Source organism: Geothrix alkalitolerans (assembly GCF_022808885.1).
In the GTDB taxonomy this organism is placed as follows: domain Bacteria; phylum Acidobacteriota; class Holophagae; order Holophagales; family Holophagaceae; genus Geothrix; species Geothrix alkalitolerans.
The window spans coordinates 400,505-418,640 of sequence record NZ_JAKZLE010000001.1 but is presented as its reverse complement, the minus strand read 5'-3'; the positions used below and the strand labels follow the sequence as shown (position 1 = coordinate 418,640).

The 18,136-nt window shown below is 68.8% G+C and carries 14 protein-coding genes; 9 read left to right on the top strand and 5 right to left on the bottom strand.

The features are described from left to right. The first annotated feature begins 5 nt into the window (after positions 1-5). The 3 genes from MLJ35_RS01865 to MLJ35_RS01855 all read left to right on the top strand — a co-directional run bounded on the left by MLJ35_RS01865 (position 6) and on the right by MLJ35_RS01855 (position 4,129). On the top strand, positions 6-1,619 hold the full coding sequence (locus tag MLJ35_RS01865; protein WP_243382548.1) for a PAS domain S-box protein: 1,614 nt from the start codon (positions 6-8) through the stop codon (positions 1,617-1,619). Positions 1,620-1,752: 133 nt separating this feature from the next. Next, the gene (locus MLJ35_RS01860; RefSeq protein ID WP_243320068.1) at positions 1,753-2,301 is read left to right on the top strand and encodes an ATP/GTP-binding protein; all 549 of its coding nucleotides are present in this window, start codon (positions 1,753-1,755) and stop codon (positions 2,299-2,301) included. 82 nt (positions 2,302-2,383) lie between these two features. After that, positions 2,384-4,129: an acyl-CoA dehydrogenase family protein gene (locus MLJ35_RS01855; RefSeq protein ID WP_243382546.1), complete on the top strand. Its 1,746-nt coding sequence runs from the start codon at positions 2,384-2,386 to the stop codon at positions 4,127-4,129. 16 nt (positions 4,130-4,145) lie between these two features. Here the strand turns inward: MLJ35_RS01855 and MLJ35_RS01850 are convergent, their stop codons facing one another. After that, positions 4,146-4,838 carry a class I SAM-dependent methyltransferase gene (locus MLJ35_RS01850; protein ID WP_243320053.1) on the bottom strand — a complete coding sequence of 231 codons (693 nt, stop codon included), beginning with the start codon at positions 4,836-4,838 and terminating at the stop codon, positions 4,146-4,148. A gap of 222 nt (positions 4,839-5,060) precedes the next feature. On the opposite strand from MLJ35_RS01850, the gene MLJ35_RS01845 reads away from it, so the two are divergent. Then, a complete protein-coding gene (locus tag MLJ35_RS01845; RefSeq protein ID WP_243294297.1) occupies positions 5,061-6,845 on the top strand; it encodes an acyl-CoA dehydrogenase family protein in 1,785 nt (594 codons plus the stop codon). A gap of 64 nt (positions 6,846-6,909) precedes the next feature. On the opposite strand, the gene MLJ35_RS01840 is transcribed toward MLJ35_RS01845, so the two are convergent. From MLJ35_RS01840 to MLJ35_RS01830, 3 genes are all read right to left on the bottom strand, one after another. Further along, positions 6,910-8,931, bottom strand: coding sequence for a DUF6600 domain-containing protein (locus tag MLJ35_RS01840; RefSeq protein WP_243382544.1), 2,022 nt, complete (start codon positions 8,929-8,931; stop codon positions 6,910-6,912). A gap of 101 nt (positions 8,932-9,032) precedes the next feature. Further along, on the bottom strand, positions 9,033-9,728 hold the full coding sequence (locus MLJ35_RS01835; protein WP_243382542.1) for a hypothetical protein: 696 nt from the start codon (positions 9,726-9,728) through the stop codon (positions 9,033-9,035). Beyond that, entirely contained in the window at positions 9,704-10,483 is a 780-nt protein-coding gene (locus MLJ35_RS01830; protein ID WP_243382541.1) for a TatD family hydrolase, read from the bottom strand. The genes MLJ35_RS01835 and MLJ35_RS01830 overlap by 25 nt, the downstream gene beginning before the upstream one ends. Before the next feature lie 74 nt (positions 10,484-10,557). Between MLJ35_RS01830 and MLJ35_RS01825 the strand changes: the two genes are divergently transcribed. From MLJ35_RS01825 to MLJ35_RS01815, 3 genes are all read left to right on the top strand, one after another. Next, complete coding sequence (locus tag MLJ35_RS01825) at positions 10,558-13,614, top strand: sensor histidine kinase (protein WP_243382539.1); 3,057 nt, start codon at positions 10,558-10,560, stop codon at positions 13,612-13,614. 74 nt (positions 13,615-13,688) lie between these two features. After that, positions 13,689-14,735, top strand: coding sequence for a GTP 3',8-cyclase MoaA (gene moaA / locus MLJ35_RS01820; protein WP_243382537.1), 1,047 nt, complete (start codon positions 13,689-13,691; stop codon positions 14,733-14,735). Then, positions 14,732-15,319 carry an NTP transferase domain-containing protein gene (locus tag MLJ35_RS01815; RefSeq protein ID WP_243382535.1) on the top strand — a complete coding sequence of 196 codons (588 nt, stop codon included), beginning with the start codon at positions 14,732-14,734 and terminating at the stop codon, positions 15,317-15,319. The genes moaA and MLJ35_RS01815 overlap by 4 nt, the downstream gene beginning before the upstream one ends. A 34-nt stretch (positions 15,320-15,353) precedes the next feature. Here MLJ35_RS01815 and MLJ35_RS01810 read toward each other — a convergent pair whose 3' ends face one another. Continuing rightward, positions 15,354-15,731 (bottom strand): (2Fe-2S) ferredoxin domain-containing protein, encoded by a 378-nt coding sequence (locus MLJ35_RS01810; protein WP_243382533.1) that lies wholly within the window; start codon positions 15,729-15,731, stop codon positions 15,354-15,356. 287 nt (positions 15,732-16,018) lie between these two features. Between MLJ35_RS01810 and MLJ35_RS01805 the strand changes: the two genes are divergently transcribed. Beyond that, positions 16,019-16,339 carry a c-type cytochrome gene (locus tag MLJ35_RS01805; protein ID WP_243286568.1) on the top strand — a complete coding sequence of 107 codons (321 nt, stop codon included), beginning with the start codon at positions 16,019-16,021 and terminating at the stop codon, positions 16,337-16,339. 57 nt (positions 16,340-16,396) lie between these two features. Beyond that, positions 16,397-18,118: a DUF3373 family protein gene (locus MLJ35_RS01800; RefSeq protein WP_243382531.1), complete on the top strand. Its 1,722-nt coding sequence runs from the start codon at positions 16,397-16,399 to the stop codon at positions 18,116-18,118. Positions 18,119-18,136: the final 18 nt, after the last annotated feature.

The window sequence follows — 18,136 nt, the reverse complement described above, 5'->3', positions numbered from 1 at the left end:
ATCGCATGACCGACCGGCCCCGCCCCAGGCTCAGCCCGTCCACCTTCATCAAGGGCGTGGGGGCACTGCTGGTCCTGTTCAACCTCCTGGCCGCCTTCACCGCGGTGTGGCTGCTGGTCCTGAGTCACCGGCATTACGTGGAGCGCGCGGAGGCCGCGACGCAGAACCTGGCTGAGGTCCTGGAGGACAACGTGGAGGACACGGTCCACCGGATCGACCTGACCCTCCAGTCCATCCAGGACGAAGCCCGCCAGGACCTGGGCCACCGCCGGATCGGAGCCCTCATCCAGACCCAGTTCCGGCGGGTGGGCCTGCTGACCTCCCTGCAGGTGGTGGATGCCACCGGCCGGGTCCTGCAGGCCGCCCCGGTCCAGGCCCCCGGAAACGTGGGGGACCAGCCTTTCTTCGCCCAGCTCAAGGCACTGGCCGGGGATGAGTTGGCCATCTCGCGGCCCGTCCGGGGGCCCTCGGGAGCCTGGGTCATCGTCCTGGCCCGCCGGATGGTCCGCGCCGATGGGCGGTTCGCGGGCGGGGTCTTCGCCATGCTCCCCACCGAGCAGCTGGCCCGGACCATGTCCCACCTGGATGTGGGCCGGCACGGATCCGTGTCCCTGCGGGGCCAGGATCTCAGCCTCCTGGCCCGGTACCCGGACTTCGAGGGCCAGCAGCGGATGACCGGCACGACTCGGATCCAGGGAACCTACCTGCGGGCCGTGCAGGCAGGGAACAGCACCTTCCACTTCAGCGAGCGGTCGGTCCTGGATGGCGTGCGCCGGACCTACGTCATGCGGAAGACCGGCCGGCCCGTGTTCTACATCCTCGTGGGCCTGGCCCAGTCCGAGTACCTCCGGACCTGGCGCCACCAGGCGGCCTTCGCCGCCGCGGCGGTCCTTGGCCTGGCCGCCCTCACCCTGGCCCTGGGCTGGCAGGCCCGCTCCTCCTGGATCCGCCAGATGGAGGATCAAGCCCAGCTGGCCGCCCAGGAGGCCAAGTACCGGTTGCTGGCCGAGAACGTCGGGGATGTCATCTGGTCCATGGACCCCGAGGGGCGGCTCACCTACATCAGCCCCTCCATCCTCCGCCAGCGGGGCTGGACCCCCGAAGAATTCATGGCCCTCGGTCCCGAGGAGCGGGCCCTTTCCCGGAAGGGCAGCGAAATCGTACGGGAGCGCATGGCCCGGGCCCACCAGCTCCCCCCGGGGTCCCAACCCTTCGAGGACGACCTGATGCAGGCGACCGTGAGGCGCAGGGATGGCCGGGAGATCCAGGTCGAAGCGCAGTGGCGGATCGTCTGGGGCGAGGATGGACGCCTGCTGGGCTTCCAGGGCGTCACCCGCGACATCACGGAACGCCGGCGCATGGAGGCGGAGCGGGAGCGACTGATCGAAGGGCTGACCCAGGCGCTGGCCGACGTGAAGCAGCTCAGCGGCATGCTCCCCATCTGCAGCAGCTGCAAGAAGGTCCGAGACGACCACGGCTACTGGAGCCAGATCGAGACCTACCTTTCCGAGCACACAGAAGCCACCTTCACCCACGGCGTCTGCCCCGACTGCGCCCAGAAGCTCAGGGATGAAATGCAGGCGCTCCGTGCCCAGAGGACGGAAGGGGACGGATCATGAGCACGGAGCGACAGCGAAGGCTCCATGTCCACGAGCGCGAGCGCGTGGGAGGACAGCGCGGTGCGCTGGCCGATACATGGAGGGCCACTTTGCCGAAGGCGAAGCCCGAAGGGCGAGGCACCGGAGGTGCCGAGTGAAGATCGCCTTCATCGGCACGCACGGCGTGGGCAAGACCACGCTCTGCTATGAGCTGGCCGCGGCCCTCAAGCGGGACGGGGTCCATGTGGACATCGTGAAGGAGGTGGCGCGCCTCTCGCCCCTGCCCATCAACCAGAAGACCTCCCTCGAGGCGCAGACCTGGATCTTCTTCACCCAGATGGCCGAGGAGATCCGTTCCGCCAGCCAGCATGACGTGGTGGTGTGCGACCGAAGCGTGCTCGACAACTACGCCTACATGATGCTGGCCTTCGGCCGCCAGCTGCCCATCGAGCGCTTCATGCACCACTGGATGAAGGGCTACGACCTGCTCTTCAAGGTGCCGTTCTCAGGGCACCTGGCGGCGGACGGCGTGCGGGACACGGACACCTTCTTCGCCGAGGCCATCGACAAGCTGGTGGACAAGCTCCTGGAGGAACGGTCCATCCCCTTCGAGCGCCTGGATCCCAAGGACCGGCCGGGCTGGATCCACCGGGTCAAGGAGGTCGTCCTGAGCCACCCCAAGGGCCAGAAACGGCTGCTTTAGCCAGAATGTGACCCAGGTCCCCCACTCCCCTCTGGAGGGAGCCTGACTCCGGGTAGATGATCAGGAGGTCGGGAGGTCCGTTATGGCCGAGACCAGCATCCTGTCCGTGCGCGGCGCCAGCTTCATGTTCCACCCCGCGGGCGCCCTGCCCCAGTTCACGCCCGAGGAGAGCAGCGAGGAGGCGCTCGCCATCGCCGAGGCCGCCCGCGACTTCGTCAGCGGCGAAGTCATGCCCCGGGACGAGTCGATCGACCATCTCGACCTCGACCTGAACCGCGAGCTGCTGCGCAAGGCTGGCGAGCTGGGCATCCTGGGCATCGAGATCCCCGAGGCCTACGGGGGCCTGGACCTGGAGAAGAAGACCGCCCTCCTGGTGCTGGAGGAGATGGCCAAGCAGGCCAGCTTCTCCACCAGCTACGGCGCCCACACCAGCATCGGCACCCTGCCCATCGTCTACTTCGGGAACCACGCGCAGAAGGCGAAGTACCTGCCGAAGCTCGCCAGCGGCGAGTGGGTGGCGGCCTACGCCCTGACCGAGGCCGGCAGCGGCTCCGACGCGCTGGGCGCCAAGGCCACCGCCGTGCTGGAGGACGGCCACTGGGTGCTGAACGGAACCAAGGCCTGGATCACCAACGCCGGCTTTGCGGATGTCTTCGTGGTCTTCGCCAAGGTCAACGGCACCCACCTCAGCGCGTTCATCGTGGAGCGCACCGATCCTGGCGTGAGCACCGGTGCCGAGGAGAAGAAGCTCGGGATCAAGGGAAGCTCCACCCGCACGGTCATCCTCGACAATTGCCGCATCCCCGAGGACCGGATCCTGGGCGGCAAGGGCAAGGGCGCCCGCATCGCCTTCGGCATCCTGAACGTGGGCCGCTTCAAGCTGGGCGCCAGCTCCGCCGGGGCCGGCAAGCGCGTGCTCGAATACACCCTGAAGTACGCCGGAGAGCGCACCCAGTTCGGCAAACCCCTCACGGCCTTCGGCCTCATCCAGCAGAAGCTGGCCAACATGGCCGTGCGGATCTTCGTGGGCGAGAGCATGAACTTCCGCACCATCGGCTACCTGGACGAGGCCCTGGGCCACACGAGCTGGGAGAGCGAGACCGGCGGCGCCGACAAGATGAAGGCCATCGAGGAGTACGCCATGGAAGCCTCCATGGCCAAGGTGTGGGGCAGCGAGGCCCTCTTCGCCACCGCCGACGACGCCCTGCAGACCTTCGGCGGCGCCGGCTTCAGCGCCGAGTACCCGGCCGAGAAGATCTACCGCGACTGCCGCATCAACCGCATCTTCGAGGGCACCAACGAAATCAACCGTCTGCTCATCGCCCAGACCTTCCTCAAGCGCTGCAGCGGCACGGACGGCCTGCCCCTGGTGGAGGCTGGGACGGCCCCCGCCCAGGTGCCGGAGGACGGCCTGCTGGCCACCGTGGCCCTGGCCAAGGCCCGCGCTCTCCGCGTGATCGCCCGCGCCCAGGCGGAGCACGGACCGAAGATCCTCGACAACCAGGAGGCCGCGGCCCACATCAGCAACCTCCTTCTGGAGCTCTACGCCATGGAGTCCGCCGCCGTGCGCGCCGGGAAGATGGCCGCCAGCGGCCACCGCTGGGCCGCCCTGGCCCGGGACCTGGCCGAGGTCTACGCTCAGGAGGCCTGGAACCGGGTTCAGTCCGAGGCCCGCATGCTGGCCGGCGAGCTGGCCGCCGGAGCAGCCCTGGACGCCCTCATGGACGAGCTGCTGGCCATGCGCGCCCCGGCCCCGGCGCCGCTCTCCGTCTTGCGGAACCGCATCGCCCTGGCCCTCATGGATCAGGGGCGGTATCCCATCGGCTGATCGGCCGGCCAATCAGCTACTTGATCCCGGTGTGCAGGGCGGCGATGCCGCCCGTGAGGTTCGTCCAGCCGACCTCGCGGAACCCCGCAGTCCCTAGCTCGGAGGCCAGGGCCCGCTGATCCGGGAAGCCCCGGATGCTCTCGGGAAGGTAGGTGTAGGCCGAGGCGTCGCCGCTGATCCATGCGCCGATGCGGGGCAGCACCCGGAGGCTGTACCAGTCATAGAGCGCCTTCAGGCCCGGAACCACCGGAGTGCTGAACTCCAGGATGGTGAGCTGGCCGCCGGGCTTCAGCACCCGCAGGAACTCCGCATAGGCCAGGGGCCGCGCCTCCACGTTGCGGATGCCGTAGCAGATGGTGATGCCGTCGAAGGTGGCGTCCTTGAAGGGCAGCCGCTGGGCATCCGCGTCGCTGGAGGCCCAGATGCGGTCCGCCAGGCCCTTGCGCTGGAACTTGGCCGGCCCCAGGCGCAGCATGGCGTGGGTGAAGTCCGTGCTCACCACCTCGGCGCCGCGGCGGGCCAGGGCCACGCTGGAATCCCCGGTGCCCGCGGCCACGTCCAGGAAGCGCTTCCCGGGCGCGGCCCCGGCGCGGCGGGCCATGCGCCACCACCACCAGAAGTCCACACCGCCCGAGAGCACATGGTTCAGGAGGTCGTACTTCCCGGCGATGGCCGAAAACATCTGCTGCACGTGACGGCCTTCCGGCATTCAACCTCCTGGGGTCATTCCATTGAACCAGAGAGGAGACCTACCGGAGGTATGTCCCGCGGTGCCGGCGTCAGGCTCAGCCTGGTGTCGGCACGGGGGGCCGGGGGGACTCGCGAGCAGAGCGAGCAGCCGGTCCCCCCGGAGGGCGTTGACCGAAGGTAGAGGCTAGCCAAGAGCCACGCGGACCCCCATCGTGATCCCTACCCAATCTGGAGGACAGAGATGAGCACCGCCGCTGCAGAGCAGGTCAAGGGAGGCAGTTTCCTGCTGACCCCCATCGGGGCGCTGCCCCAGTTCACCGCCGAGGAGTTCGGCGATGACGCCAAGGAGTTCGCCCGGGCCGCCCGGGACTTCATCGAAGGCGAGGTCATCCCCAAGGACGAGGCCATCGACAAGCTCGACCTCCCCCTCACCATCGAGCTCATGAAGAAGGCCGGCGAGCTGGGCCTCCTGGGCCTGGAGATCCCCGAGGCCTACGAAGGCATGGACGTGGACAAGCGCACGGCCATGCTCGTGCTCGAGGAGATGAGCAAGCAGGGCAGCTTCGCCGTGAGCTACAGCGCCAACACCGGCATCGGCACCCTGCCCATCGTCTACTTCGGCACCGAGGCCCAGAAGAAGGCCTACCTGCCCAAGCTGGCCACGGGCGAGTGGCTGGCCGCCTACGCGCTGACGGAAGCCGGCAGCGGCTCCGACGCGCTCGGCGCGAAGGCCACGGCCGTGCTGGACGGGGACACCTGGGTGCTGAACGGCACCAAGATGTGGATCACCAACGCCGGCTTCGCCGATGTCTTCGTGATCTTCGCCAAGGTGGACGGCAAGGACTTCAGCGCCTTCATCGTCGAGAAGACGGATCCCGGCGTCAGCACCGGCGCCGAAGAGAAGAAGATGGGCATCAAGGGCAGCTCCACCCGGACCGTCATCCTGGAGAACTGCCGCATCCCCAAGGACCGCCTGCTGGGCGAGATCGGCAAGGGCCACAAGATCGCCTTCGGCATCCTGAACATCGGCCGGTTCAAGCTGGGCGTGGGCAGCCAGGGCGGCATGAAGCGCATCCTGGAATACACGATCAAGTACACCGGCGAGCGCCAGCAGTTCGGCAAGCCGATCAACTCCTTCGGGCTCATCCAGCAGAAGCTTGCCGACATGGCCACCAAGATCTTCGTGGCCGAGGCCCTGAACTTCCGCACCATCGGCTACCTCGACGACGCCCTCCACGCCACCAGCTGGGACAGCCCCACGGCCGGCGCCGACAAGATGGCCGCCATCGACGAGTACGCCATCGAGTGCAGCATCTCGAAGGTGTGGGCCAGCGAGGCCCTGTTCAACGTGGCGGACGAGGCCGTGCAGGCCTTCGGCGGCTACGGCTTCAGCGCCGAGTACCCGCCCGAGAAGGCCCAGCGCGACTGCCGCATCAACCGCATCTTCGAGGGCACCAACGAGATCAACCGCCTCCTCATCGCCGGCACGCTGCTGAAGCGCGCCATGAAGGGCGAGCTGCCGCTCATGCAGTTCGGCCAGCAGGTGGCCAAGGAGATCTCCAACCCGATCAAGGCCGAGAGCTTTACCGGGCCCCTGGCCCGCCTGAAGCACGGCGTGGAGCTCAGCAAGCGCCAGTGCATGCTGGCCGCGGGCCTGGCGGTGCAGGTGCTGGGCCAGAAGCTCGTGGACAACCAGGAGGTCATGGCCCGCATGAGCAACATGCTCATGGAGATCTACGCCATGGAGAGCGCCGTGGTGCGCGCCGAGCGCATGGTGGAGTCCGGCCACCGCTGGGCCCAGATCGCCCGCGACATGACCGAGCTCTACGTGAACGAGAGCTGGCACAAGGTCCACGGCGACGCCCGCATGCTCTGCGCGGACGTGGTCGAGGGCGAGGCCCTGCGCCACGCCCTGGCCGGCGTGAAGGCCTTCACCGAGTTCCACCCCACCAGCAGCGCCCGCCTGCGCGGCCGCATCGCCTCGGAACTGATCCAGAAGGGCTGCTACCCCGTCGAAGTGATCTGATCCTGCGTGACGGCAGACACGGAATGGGCCCCGCCGGGGCCCATTCTGCATTCAGGGAATCCGTTCAGCGCCGGATCTCGCGGCCGCCACCCCGTCCTTCACCGCCGGAGGGCCGGGAGGGCGCCTGGGTGGGTCGGGACTCGGGAGCCGACTCTCGGCGCTCTTCGCGGGGCGGATCGACCCGCGGCGCGGGGCGGTATTCCCGCTCTGTGGGCCGAGGCGAAGGGTCCGGGCGGCGCTCTTCGCGCTCGATCCGCTGCCGCGGCTCCACGGGGCGCTCCCGGGGGGCGACTTCCGGGCGTCGGTCCGGGGCGGAAGGCCGGGACTCATAGCCGCGTTCCCGGGGCTGGGACTCCCGGGGCTGGGACTCCCGAGGCTGGGACTCCCGGGGCTGGGGTTCCTGGCGCCGTTCCTCCACGCGGGACCGGGGCTCCACGGGGCGTTCCCGCGTGACGGACTCCTGGCGCCGATCCTCGATGCGTCCGCGGGAATCCGCGCCGCGTTCCCGGGGAGCGGGTTCAGCCTTGCGGTCCTGGGTCGCGGGCAGCTCGCGCGCGCGGTCCCTCGGCCGGTCCTCGAAGCCCCGTCCGCGGGGAGAGGCGGCGGGACGATCGGCCCCCTGCTGGACCCTCCGGCCGCGATCCTCGAAGGGCACGCGGGTGACGGCTGCTCCCGGCGTCCCGGGGGTGCCGGGCCTGGCTCCGGCCGCGGCGGGGGGGAGTTCCCGGCGGATGATGGTCCGGCCGGTGGCGGCCTGGGCCTGGCGCTCATAGGCCGCGAGGCGCTGGCGGTTCACGTCGCGCTGGAAGACCGGCTGGATCTGGGACGGGTTGCGGAACTCGGTCGGCGAGACCACCAGCGGAGAGCGGCGCCAGGGAGGGGTCAGGTCGCGGCCGCCGCCGGTCCAGGTGGTGCTGCCGGTGGGACCGTTGAAGGTCCGGAGGACATTGGCGTCGGAGTAGATGCGCCCGCGGACGTTCACGACATTGATGTAGTTCACGGACACCACGTTCCAGGCGTAGCCGCCGCCCCAGGCGCCATAACCCCAATGGCAGGGGGTGTTGTAGTAGCCCAGGGGCGCCCAGCCGTAGTAGCCGGGCGTGTAGTTCCAGGCCACCCAGGCGGGGCTGTAGTAGATGCCGGGGATCCAGCACCAGCCCACGCCGAGGCTCCAGTGCCAGCGGCCGTGGTGGTAGGCCACATAGGCCCAGGGCTCGTCGGAGACCCAGGTCATGCCGCCGGAGTAGGGCGCCCAGCGGCCGTCGTAGTAGGGACGCCAGTCTTCGGCCACGCCGGCCGGCTGCCAGACCCAGCCGAACTCGTCGGAGTGGACCCAGCGGCCATGGTCGTCCAGCTCGTCTGCGTAGTAGCGGATCTCCGGGGGCACCCGGTCCCAGCTTTCGCCGCGCCGGATGACCACGGCCCGCTCGCTCCAGCGGTCGAAGTCGTCGCCATCGTAGGTGTTGAAGTCGCGAATGCGGTCCAGGCGGTCCTGGGGGCTGTAGACGGTGAGGCGCTCGCCGGCGGCGATCCGGTTCTCGTCCCGCTCGTTGGCGAAGGAGACGCGGCCGCTGTGGACCTTGAGCCGCACCACCTTGTCACGCTCGGCCTCGATGGTGAAGGAGCCGCTGTCGAAGCAGGTGGCCGTGCCCGAAGGCGTGTCCACCCGGAATCGCGCATCGGAATGGCCGCCCAGCAGCACCCTCATCCGGCCGTAGTCCAGGCGCAGCAGGACTTGCTTCTCGCCCTTCCGGTCGGTGAAGAGGGCCGCGACGGTGAACCGGGTGGCGCCGCCGAAGGCGATCCGGGTGCCATCGCCCAGTTGCAGAACGCCACGACCGCGGCTTTCCACGACATCGCCCTCTCCGACGGGTGTGCCGCGGCTCAGGGCCTCGTCCACGTCGCCCTTGCGGATGCGGACTTCGCCCTCCAGGGCCCGAACCATGGCATAGCGCTCTGGAGCCTCGCCCTGGTAGGTGTCATCGTCCGCCGGGTTCTGATTGGCGGCCTGGGGAGCGGCGCTGAGGAGGGCAGCGGGAAGCAACAGGGCCGCGGCGTAACGTGAATGGGTGAAGGACGCGTTCATGGGACCTCCGCTGGATTGGATGCCGACGCCCATAGGGTCGGTTCCGGGGGCTACTGAGCCAGGGTCGTGCCAGTTTGGAAACCCTAGGCCCTTCCATTCTTTCAGTCCTTGGGGAAAGGGGCGAGGGCCGTGCCCAGCTTGGGGGCTTCGGCATGGGGGCCCAGGGCGGCCAGCCTCGGCAGCAGGCCCATCCAGGGGATGGACCACTGGCGGGGTGCGCCCTTTTCCACATCTCCAGCGGCCACTTCGAGGCGATCCGGGAGGAAGCGGATCCGCAGGTCGCGGCCCGGCGGCAGGGGCAGATGGACCACCCGGGCCGTGGCGGGATGCACCACGGTCAGGAAGCCTTCGCCATCCTCCAGCACCCAGAGCAGGCCCCGCAGGAAGGGGCGGAAATCATCGGCGGCCCAGCGGAGCCCGCCCAGCCCCTGTGTGAGGGGCGAATCCGTGGGGAAACTCCAGACGCCCCAGGCCGAGGCGAGCGGCACGCCGCCGTCCCGCCAGGCCCGCAGGGGCCGGCCCGGCAGCCCCGCCTGCAGAAGGATCAGGCCCCGGGCGTCGCTGACCCGCAGGGTGCCATCTCCGCTCAGGTGCACGGTCATGGGCCCCTGCGAAGCCGCAGGAACGCCCGGCACCTCCGCCGGCGGCGCCCAGCGTTCCGCCTGCCAGGCGAGGGGGGAGGCCTGCTCCCAGGGCAGGCGAGGGCGGCCCTGCGCTCCCTGGGCGGCAGCGGGGGGAAGCTGGGGGGTGGCGGCGGCCAGCGCCGCCCCGGTCAGGAAGAGGGCGCCCAGCCGCACAGGGCCTCCAGGTTTCGGGTGGTCAGTTCAGCCAGCTTCAGGGAGGAGATCCCCCGCAGGCCGGCCACGGCCTCGGCGGTGTACCGCACGAAACCCGGTTCGTTCGGCTTGCCCCGGTAGGGGACCGGCGCCAGGAAGGGCGCGTCCGTCTCCACCAGGATGCGATCCGCGGGGGCCCAGGCCGCCACGTCCCGCACCGCCTCGGCCTTCTTGAACGTGGCGATGCCTGAAAAGCTAAGGAAGAAGCCCAGGTCCAGGGCCTTCGCGGCGAAGGGCCGGTCCTCGCTGAAGCAGTGGATGATGCCCCGGACGGCGTCGGCGCCCTCCTCTTCCAGGATCCTCAGCGTGGCTTCGGGAGCGGAGCGGGTGTGGATCATGAGGGGTTTCCGAAGCGCCTTCGCCAGGCGGATCTGGGCGCGGAACACCGCCTCCTGCTCGTCCCTCGGGCTCAGATCGTAATGCCAGTCCAGGCCCGTCTCGCCCACGAAGCGCACGGCGGGGTCAGCCGCCAGGGCCTTCAGGGCGGGTTCTGTATCCTGAGACCACGTCTTGGCCTCATGGGGATGCACACCCAGGCTTGCCTGGACGCCTGGAAGGCGCCGCGCAAGGTCAAGCACCGCGCGGGAATCCTCCAAATCGGTGCCAACGGCGATGAAGCCAGTCACCCCCTCTGCGCGTGCTCGTGCCAGGGTGGCCTCCACCTGGCCCTCAGCCAGGTAGGTTCCCGTGAGATGGCAATGGGCGTCCACAAGCATGCTTTCATAGTCCCATGCCATCCAAGAATCACGTTGCGCGCTTCCGCGCCGATGATTCCATTGACCTCGGTTTCATGCGCTCAACATCCCTCGTATTCTTCGCCTGGCTCTGGCTGGGACTGGTCGGAGCCATCCTGCCCCTGGCGGGACAGCAGCCTGCGTTCCGGCGTTTCGGGCTGCGGGATGGCCTGCCGCAGAGTCAAGTGACCGCGCTGGTCGAGGATCAGCACGGCTTCCTTTGGGTGGGCACCAACACCGGCGGCGTCGCACGCCTGGGCGCCTCGGGCTTCCGGACGTTCGCCGCTCCCCAGGGACTCAAGGCCCTCTTCATCTACGCCCTCCTGGAATCTCCCTCCGGAAGCATCTGGGTGGGCAGCCAGGAAGGGGTCTCCGAGATCCGCGGGGACACGGTCCTCAACTACGGTCTGGCCGAAGGAGAAGGCGTCTTCGAGGGCCTGACCCTCGGCCTGGATGACCAGGATCGGGTTCTGGTAGGCAACCGGCAGGGCCTGTTCCGGCTGGAGGAGGGGAGGTTCCTTCGCGTCCAGCTGCCGGCCCCCTGGCCCGGCGGCCCGATCCGGCGCCTGGCGAGGGACCGGTCCAAGGGCATCTGGATCCTCGGCAAGGATGGCGAGGTGGCTCGCTGGGATTCCCAGGGCCTTCGCATGTATTCCCTGTCCCCCAAGCATCCGGGCGGCCGGATTCGCGACCTCCAGGTGGATGCTCGCGGACAGGCCTGGGTGCTGCTCGACGGCGCGCTGCTCCGCATGGACCGTGGCCGGTGGGTGAACGAGCCGCTGTCCGGTCTTCCCCGCGTTCCCCGGATGGTCAGCCTCCGGTTCAATGCCCAGGGCGAGGGATTCCAGATCTCCCTGGGCGGCGATGGCGTGCTGGTGCGGGAACCCGACGGGCGCACCCGCATCCTCACCTCCGACAGCGGCCTTCCCCGGGACCGGATCTTCGTCGCCATGCGCGATCACCGGGGCGTGCTCTGGGTCGGTTCCGATGGCGACGGGCTGGCGGCCCAGGCGCTGCCGGAGCTGCTGACCATCGACAGTTCCGGCGTGATCCTGGGCAAGGATCTGGCCGCGGTCTCGGGCATCCTCGAGCTCGATCCCCAGAGGTACCTCCTCGCCGCCAGCACCGGCGTCTACCTGGTCGAGGATGGCCGCAACATCACCGCCCACTGGACCCAGCGCGACGGCCTGCCCGCCACCGAGACCTGGGGCATGCTCGCCGATGGCGCCGGCGGCGCCTGGGTGGGAACCGATCGTGGCCTCGCCCGCTGGAAGGACGGCCGGGTATCGCCCGCCGGCCCGGCGCAAATGTCCAAGGCGGCGGTGCTGACCCTGGTGCGGAGCGGCACCGGCATCCTGGCGGGCACCGACCAGGGCCTGTTCGTGCTGGATGGCCAGGGACGCCTGCTGGCCCACCACCGCCTGCCCCCCGAGGCCGGCAACGAGACCGTCTCGAACATCCTGCGCTACCAGGGCCGCCTCCTGCTGGCCACGGGCTACGGGCTGTGGGAACTCGTTGGCGGGAAGCTCCAGCGGGCCTTCCCGTACGCGCCCTTCGCCAGTTCCACCGTGACGGCCATGGCCGTCGATTCCCGGGGGCGGCTCTGGATCGGAACCATGAAAGGCCTCCACCTGTGGCGGGATGACCAGTGGACGACCTTCGGGCTCAACGAGGGCCTGCCGGACGAAGGGATCAATTTCATCGCCGACGTGGGACGCGGGCACATGGCCTTCGGCCACAACAAGGGCGTGACGCTGCTGGAGGGCCGGAACCTCCACCACCTGAGCCGCAGCCAGGGCCTGATCTCCGAAGAGACCAACCACGACGGCTTCCTGCTGGATTCCAAGGGCCGCCTGTGGATCGGCATGATCGGGGGCGTCTGCATCCTGCAGGACGCCCTGGCGTTCCACAACACGCCCCTGCGGCCGCCCACCCTTCTCGATGTGCGGTGGCCCGGAGGTTCCCAGGCGCTTCCCGACAAGGCGACCGTTCCGCCGCGCCCGGATTACCTGGACCTCAGCTTCGACACCGGCGACCCGCTGGTGCCCTCCCAGCTCCACTACCAGGCCTGCCTCCAGGGCGTGGACGACGGCTGGCAGCCCGTGAACCAGGGCCTCACGCTCCAGTACCGGAACCTCCGGGCGGGCCACTACGAGTTCTACCTGCGCGCCTCCAGCGATGGCGTGACCTGGGCCGAGGCGGCGCCCGTCTCCATCGAAGTCCGTCCTGCCTGGTACGAGCGCTGGCTGATGCGCGGGCTGATCGCCCTGGCCCTGATCGGCCTGCTCGCCTGGGTGCTCTGGTGGCGCGGCCACAGCCTCGCCATGCGTTCCCGCGAGCTCGAGGAGACCATCGAGAACCGGACTCTCATGCTGGACCGGCAGAACCGCGCCCTGGAGCACGCCCACCAGCAGATCAAGCGCAGCCTCGAAAGCCGGCTGAAGCTGCTGGACATGGTCACGCACGACCTCCGCTCGCCCCTCACCACCATCCTCCTCACCCTGGACCGCCTGCGCGAGCTGATTCCCCGCGCCAACCTGAACCTGCTCGACGTGATGGAGCGGGAGGCGAACCGCATCGAGACGCTCCTGCGGAACCTCCTGGATCAGAGCCGCTCGGAGGCGCTGCTGCAGAGCCTCAAGCTGGTGCCCACCGTCCCCGCCGAGGTCACCGAGGGTTTCGAGGACGTGCTTCGGCTGAAGGCCGAGGCCAGGGGTCTCACCTTCCACCTCGAGGTCTCCCCGGACGCAGGGAGGGCGCACATCCTCGCCGATACGGCCACCCTCCACCAGATCCTCCTGAACCTCTTCGAGAACGCCCTGAAGTTCACGCCGTCCGGAGGCGAGGTGGGCGTCAGGTCCTCGGTGGACTGGGAGGCCCGGATCTGGCGCCTCGAGGTCTGGGACACCGGGCGCGGGCTGGATGTCTCGAAGGTCGAGGAGCTGCTCATGCCCTTCCGGCAGACCCAGGCCGGCGATGCCGCCCATGGATGGGGGCTCGGCCTCTTCATCTGCCGCAGCCTCATCGACGCGCACCTGGGGGAGATGAAGATCGACAGCGAACCCGGCCGGGGTGCCCGCTTCATGGTGGAGCTCCCGCTGCAGGAAGCCTGATCCCTGTGACCGAGGGCATAAACCCCAGGCACGTCCGGGCCGTTCCGAGCATCCTGAGTGGACCCGGAGACTTTGTGCCCCCCTCTTTCCCCATGCCGATGAACAGCCAGCCCCCCCGGATGCTCAGGCTGAAGGACGGCCTCAAGGACGGCCTCGGCCGGGCCATCACCTACCTGCGGATCTCGGTGACCGAGCAGTGCAACCTGGCCTGCGTCTACTGCAAGCCGAGAACCGGAGCCCAGGAGCGCGCCGAACCCCCGGCCATGAGCCGGAACGAGCTGGTGCAGATCGCCCAGGTCTTCACCAGCCTGGGCATCCGGAAGGTGCGTCTCACGGGCGGCGAGCCCCTGATGCGCCGGGATCTGGAGACCATCGTCGCGGGCATCAGCCCCGAGGTGGAGGGCCGGGTGCACCTCACCACCAACGGCATCCACCTGGCCCGCCGGGCCAGGGGCCTCCGGGACGCCGGCCTGTGCGGGGTGAACGTGAGCCTGGACGCCGCGGAGCGCGGCTCCTTCGAGCGCCTCACCCGCAAGGATGGCCTGTCCCGCGTGCTGGCGGGGATCGAGGCGGCCCGGTCCGCCGGCCTCAAAACCAAGCTGAACGCGGTGGTCCTGAAGGGCTGGAACGAAGACCAGATCGTCCCCCTCGCCCGGCTGGCCCAGACGGAGGGCATCCAGGTGCGCTTCATCGAGTTCATGCCCTACCAGGACAATGGCTGGGGGCGCGACCAGTTCATGCCCGCCGGCGAGATCCTGCGCATCGCCCAGGAAGGCCTCGGGACCTCCCTGGAGGAAGAGCCGGTGGTGGGCCTGGAGGAAGGCCCTGCGCGGATCTTCAAGCTGGCGGGGAGTGAAGGCAAGGTCGGCGTCATCTCGACCCTCAGCGCGGACTTCTGCGACCGCTGCAACCGCGTTCGGCTCACCAGCCGCGGCGAACTGAAGGCCTGCCTCTTCGGGAACAAGCCCGTGGATCTCCTGGAGCCCCTGCGGAACCACGCCTCGCACGAGGATCTCGCACGCCTCGTCCGCCAGGCCCTCACCGAGAAGCTGGATTGCCACCCCATGCGCCGCGGGGAGGCCCCGGTCCTATCGAGTGGCATGTGGCAGGTGGGTGGATGAGCTCCCCGCGCGCCGGCCTGCTGCTTCTGAGCGGCGGCCAGGGCCGCAGGATGGGCGAGGCCAAGCACACCCTGGCGCACCCGGCCGGCGGCTCCTGGGGGGCGCGCCTCGTCCAGGTCTTCGAGGCCGTGTTCCCGGGGGCGCCCGTCCAGGTGCTGGGAGAGCCCCTGCCCGACCGTCCCGGGTTGCCGGTGATCGACGATCCCCGTGAGGGACCTGCCCGGGCACTGCAGGCCTGGGCGGCCCTCGCGGCGCCCGCTGCCCGCCGCTGGTGGGTGCTGGCCTGCGACCAGGTGCGCTGGACGCCGGAGCGCCTGGAGGACTGGGCCCACCGCGCCGAGGCCGCCGATCCCCAGGTCCTCCACTGGGTGATGGCGCGCCACCGGGGCCACCTCCAGCCCCTGGGCGGCTGGATCGCCACCGCGCTTCGCCCGGCCATCGCCGACGCGACGTCCCGCTCGCTCATGGCCCTGGCAGAATCCCTGCCGCACCTGGTCCTGCCCGCCGAGGGCCCCGAGTGGCTGGACGTGGATACGCCGGAAGAGCGGCGCGCCTTCGAGGATGAGGGCCAGGACCAGGGCTAAGGCTGGTGGCTGGTGGCTGGTGACCGCGGAAAGCTCAGCCCAGGCGCTTGCGCACCAGACGCTCCACGGGCACGCCGCCCTTGAGGTGACTCTCGATGATCTCGGGCACGTCCTCGGGCGTGACGTGGGCGTACCAGATGCCGTCCGGGTACACCAGCACCGCCGGGCCGATGGCGCAGAAGCCCACGGAGCCGCAGTGGATGCACTGCACCTCACCTTCACGGTTCCCCTTGTAGAACAGCAGCTTCTCCTCGATGAGGTGGGCCTTGAAGGCCTCCAGGACCGCCTCGGAGCCATTGGCCGTGCAGCTCTTGGCGGTGCAGACCAGCACCTGCCGCTTCAGCGAGGGTCCCATCACCGGGGTCACCGCGGCGTCCTGCTCGGGGGTGGGGAGGGATCGGGGTGCGTCCATGGAGAACCTCGCAACCCTCAAGATAACAGTCCATTCCAGCGTCTATGGCCAGGTTCCAGATCCATGCCAATCGAAGGTTTTCATTCAAATTACTTGGTGGTTATTTAATTATTGGTGACCATGGTCACGAACAACTTGACCTCGTTATCCACCCATTCATCCTCTATTCAGCGGCGCTCTCATCCGCGCCCGTAACAAGCTCCCACAGGATCCCCGGGATCCAGTGCCTTCGGCCTGCCTGGCCGGGCGCCATCCCTTTCTCACCCACCCCAGAAAGGACGTGCTCCATGCGGAACACCCTGAAGCTCCTCGCCGTGCTCGCGGCACTCACGGTGCCCCTCGCCGCTCAGGGCGGCAGCGACACCAAGGGCAAATTCTTCTTCAAGAAGACCTGCAAGTCCTGCCACACCCCCGGAAGCGCCGCCAAGGAGATCACCCCCCTCTCCAAGACCCAGGCCCAGTGGAAGGCCTACTTCGCCGCCGGCAAGCACAAGAAGGGCGCCGAGAAGATCGACTCCGTCGTGAAGCCCGAGCAGGTCAAGGACATCCAGACCTTCCTCGTGAACCACGCCTCCGATTCCCCTCAGCCCGAAACCTGCGGCGGCTGATCCCAGCCTCGCATCCGAACCCCTGCCCTTGAACCCCTCACCCCGGAGGCATACGTCATGAATTCCAGAATCGCGCTCGCCCTGGTCGCCATGCTGGCGCCCGCGGCCCTCAGCGCCCAGTCCGCCCAGGACCTGCAGAAGCAGATCGAGCAGTTGAAGGTCCAGCTCAAGGCCGTCGAAGAGAAGGCCGCCGCCGCACAGGAAGTGGACACCCGCCTGACCAAGGTCGAGACCAAGGTCGCCGGCGACAACATCCAGTGGGGCGGCGATCTTCGCACCCGCTTCGACAGCACCACCTGGCACTTCAAGCCCTACCAGGCCTTCATGGGCTTCGCCCAGAACCCTGCCACGGGCATGCCCATGCCGCTGACGCAGCAGGTCCCCGATCAGGACTGGAGCAACTCCGTCCAGTGGTCCACCCGTCTGCGCCTGAAGATGGGCATCACCATCAACGAGAACGCCAAGATCATGGGCCGCCTCGTGATGTACAAGGTCCACGGCGGCGCTGACGTGCCGACCTTCAACGGCTCACCGAACACCGTCGCGAACTCCTTCAACTCCGGCAAGATCCCCAGCACTGACGTGCTGCGCGTCGAGCGCGCCAGCCTGGTCTACCACTTCAACTCGCTCGCCAGCATCCTGTCCATCGGTCGCCAGAACACCACGGATGGCCCGCCGTTCGAAGTCCGCGAGGGCGGCGAGCGCCAGGCCACGCCCCAGGCCCTGGCCGTGAACGCCACCATCGACGGTCTCGGCTGGAAGTTCCAGCTCGAGAAGCTCGGCCTGCCCGAAGGCACCCTGCTCGGCATCTGCTACGGCGTGGGCTACGAGTCCGGCTTCGGCGGCGGCGGCCTGGTGAAGACCAACGCGGCCCCCGTGGGCTTCAACTTCACCAACGTGGACATCAACACCACCACCGGCCAGCCGAACATGCAGATCGCCTCCATGCAGGTCGCCAGCATCGGCCCCCTGAAGGACACCACCGTCCTCGGTGCCATGTTCGACATGCCCCTGCTGTTCCAGATCGGCGAGAGCGTCCAGAGCGCCAACTTCTACCTGGGCTACAACCGCTTCGGGAACATGATGGACATCCCGTACGGCAGCCTGAACAACTTCCCGATCCCCGCCATGCCCGGGATCGGCGGCATGCCCGCCAGCCAGTACGTGACCGCCACCAACAACCTCGGGGACATGGACCAGTGGACCATGACCTGGAAGCACAAGGTGGGCGACCAGTTCACCTACTTCCTGAGCGGCGGCTACATCAAGAGCCATCCGAACGGCAAGGTGTCGCAGTACGGCGCCTACTGGGACTTCCCGGCCGTGATGCCTCCCGGATACCCCACCGGCACCCAGCAGCTCGCCGGCTTCGGCGGCCTCATGGGCGATCCCGATCACAGCCACACCGCCACGGCCTACTACGCCGGCATGCGCTGGGATCCCACCGAGAAGCTCGGGATCGGCGTCGAGTTCAATCACGGCTCGCCGCGCTGGTTCACCTACAACCCCGCCACCGGCGAGTACAGCGAGAAGCTGGGCACGCGCGGCGACGTGTGGGAAGGCTACATCCACTGGCGCTTCGCCAAGAACGCCGCCCTCCGCCTGGGCTACCTGGACTACAAGTACAGCCACGCCTTCAGCGGCTGGCAGATCGGCCCCGGCGCCATGCCTGGCCAGAGCTGGGAAGACGCCTACGACCTGAGCAAGAACCCCATGCTCCAGTACAGCTTCCCGGCCCGGGTGAAGAACACCTACGCCGCCATTGAAGTGACGTTCTAGAGACCTGAAACCGCGGGC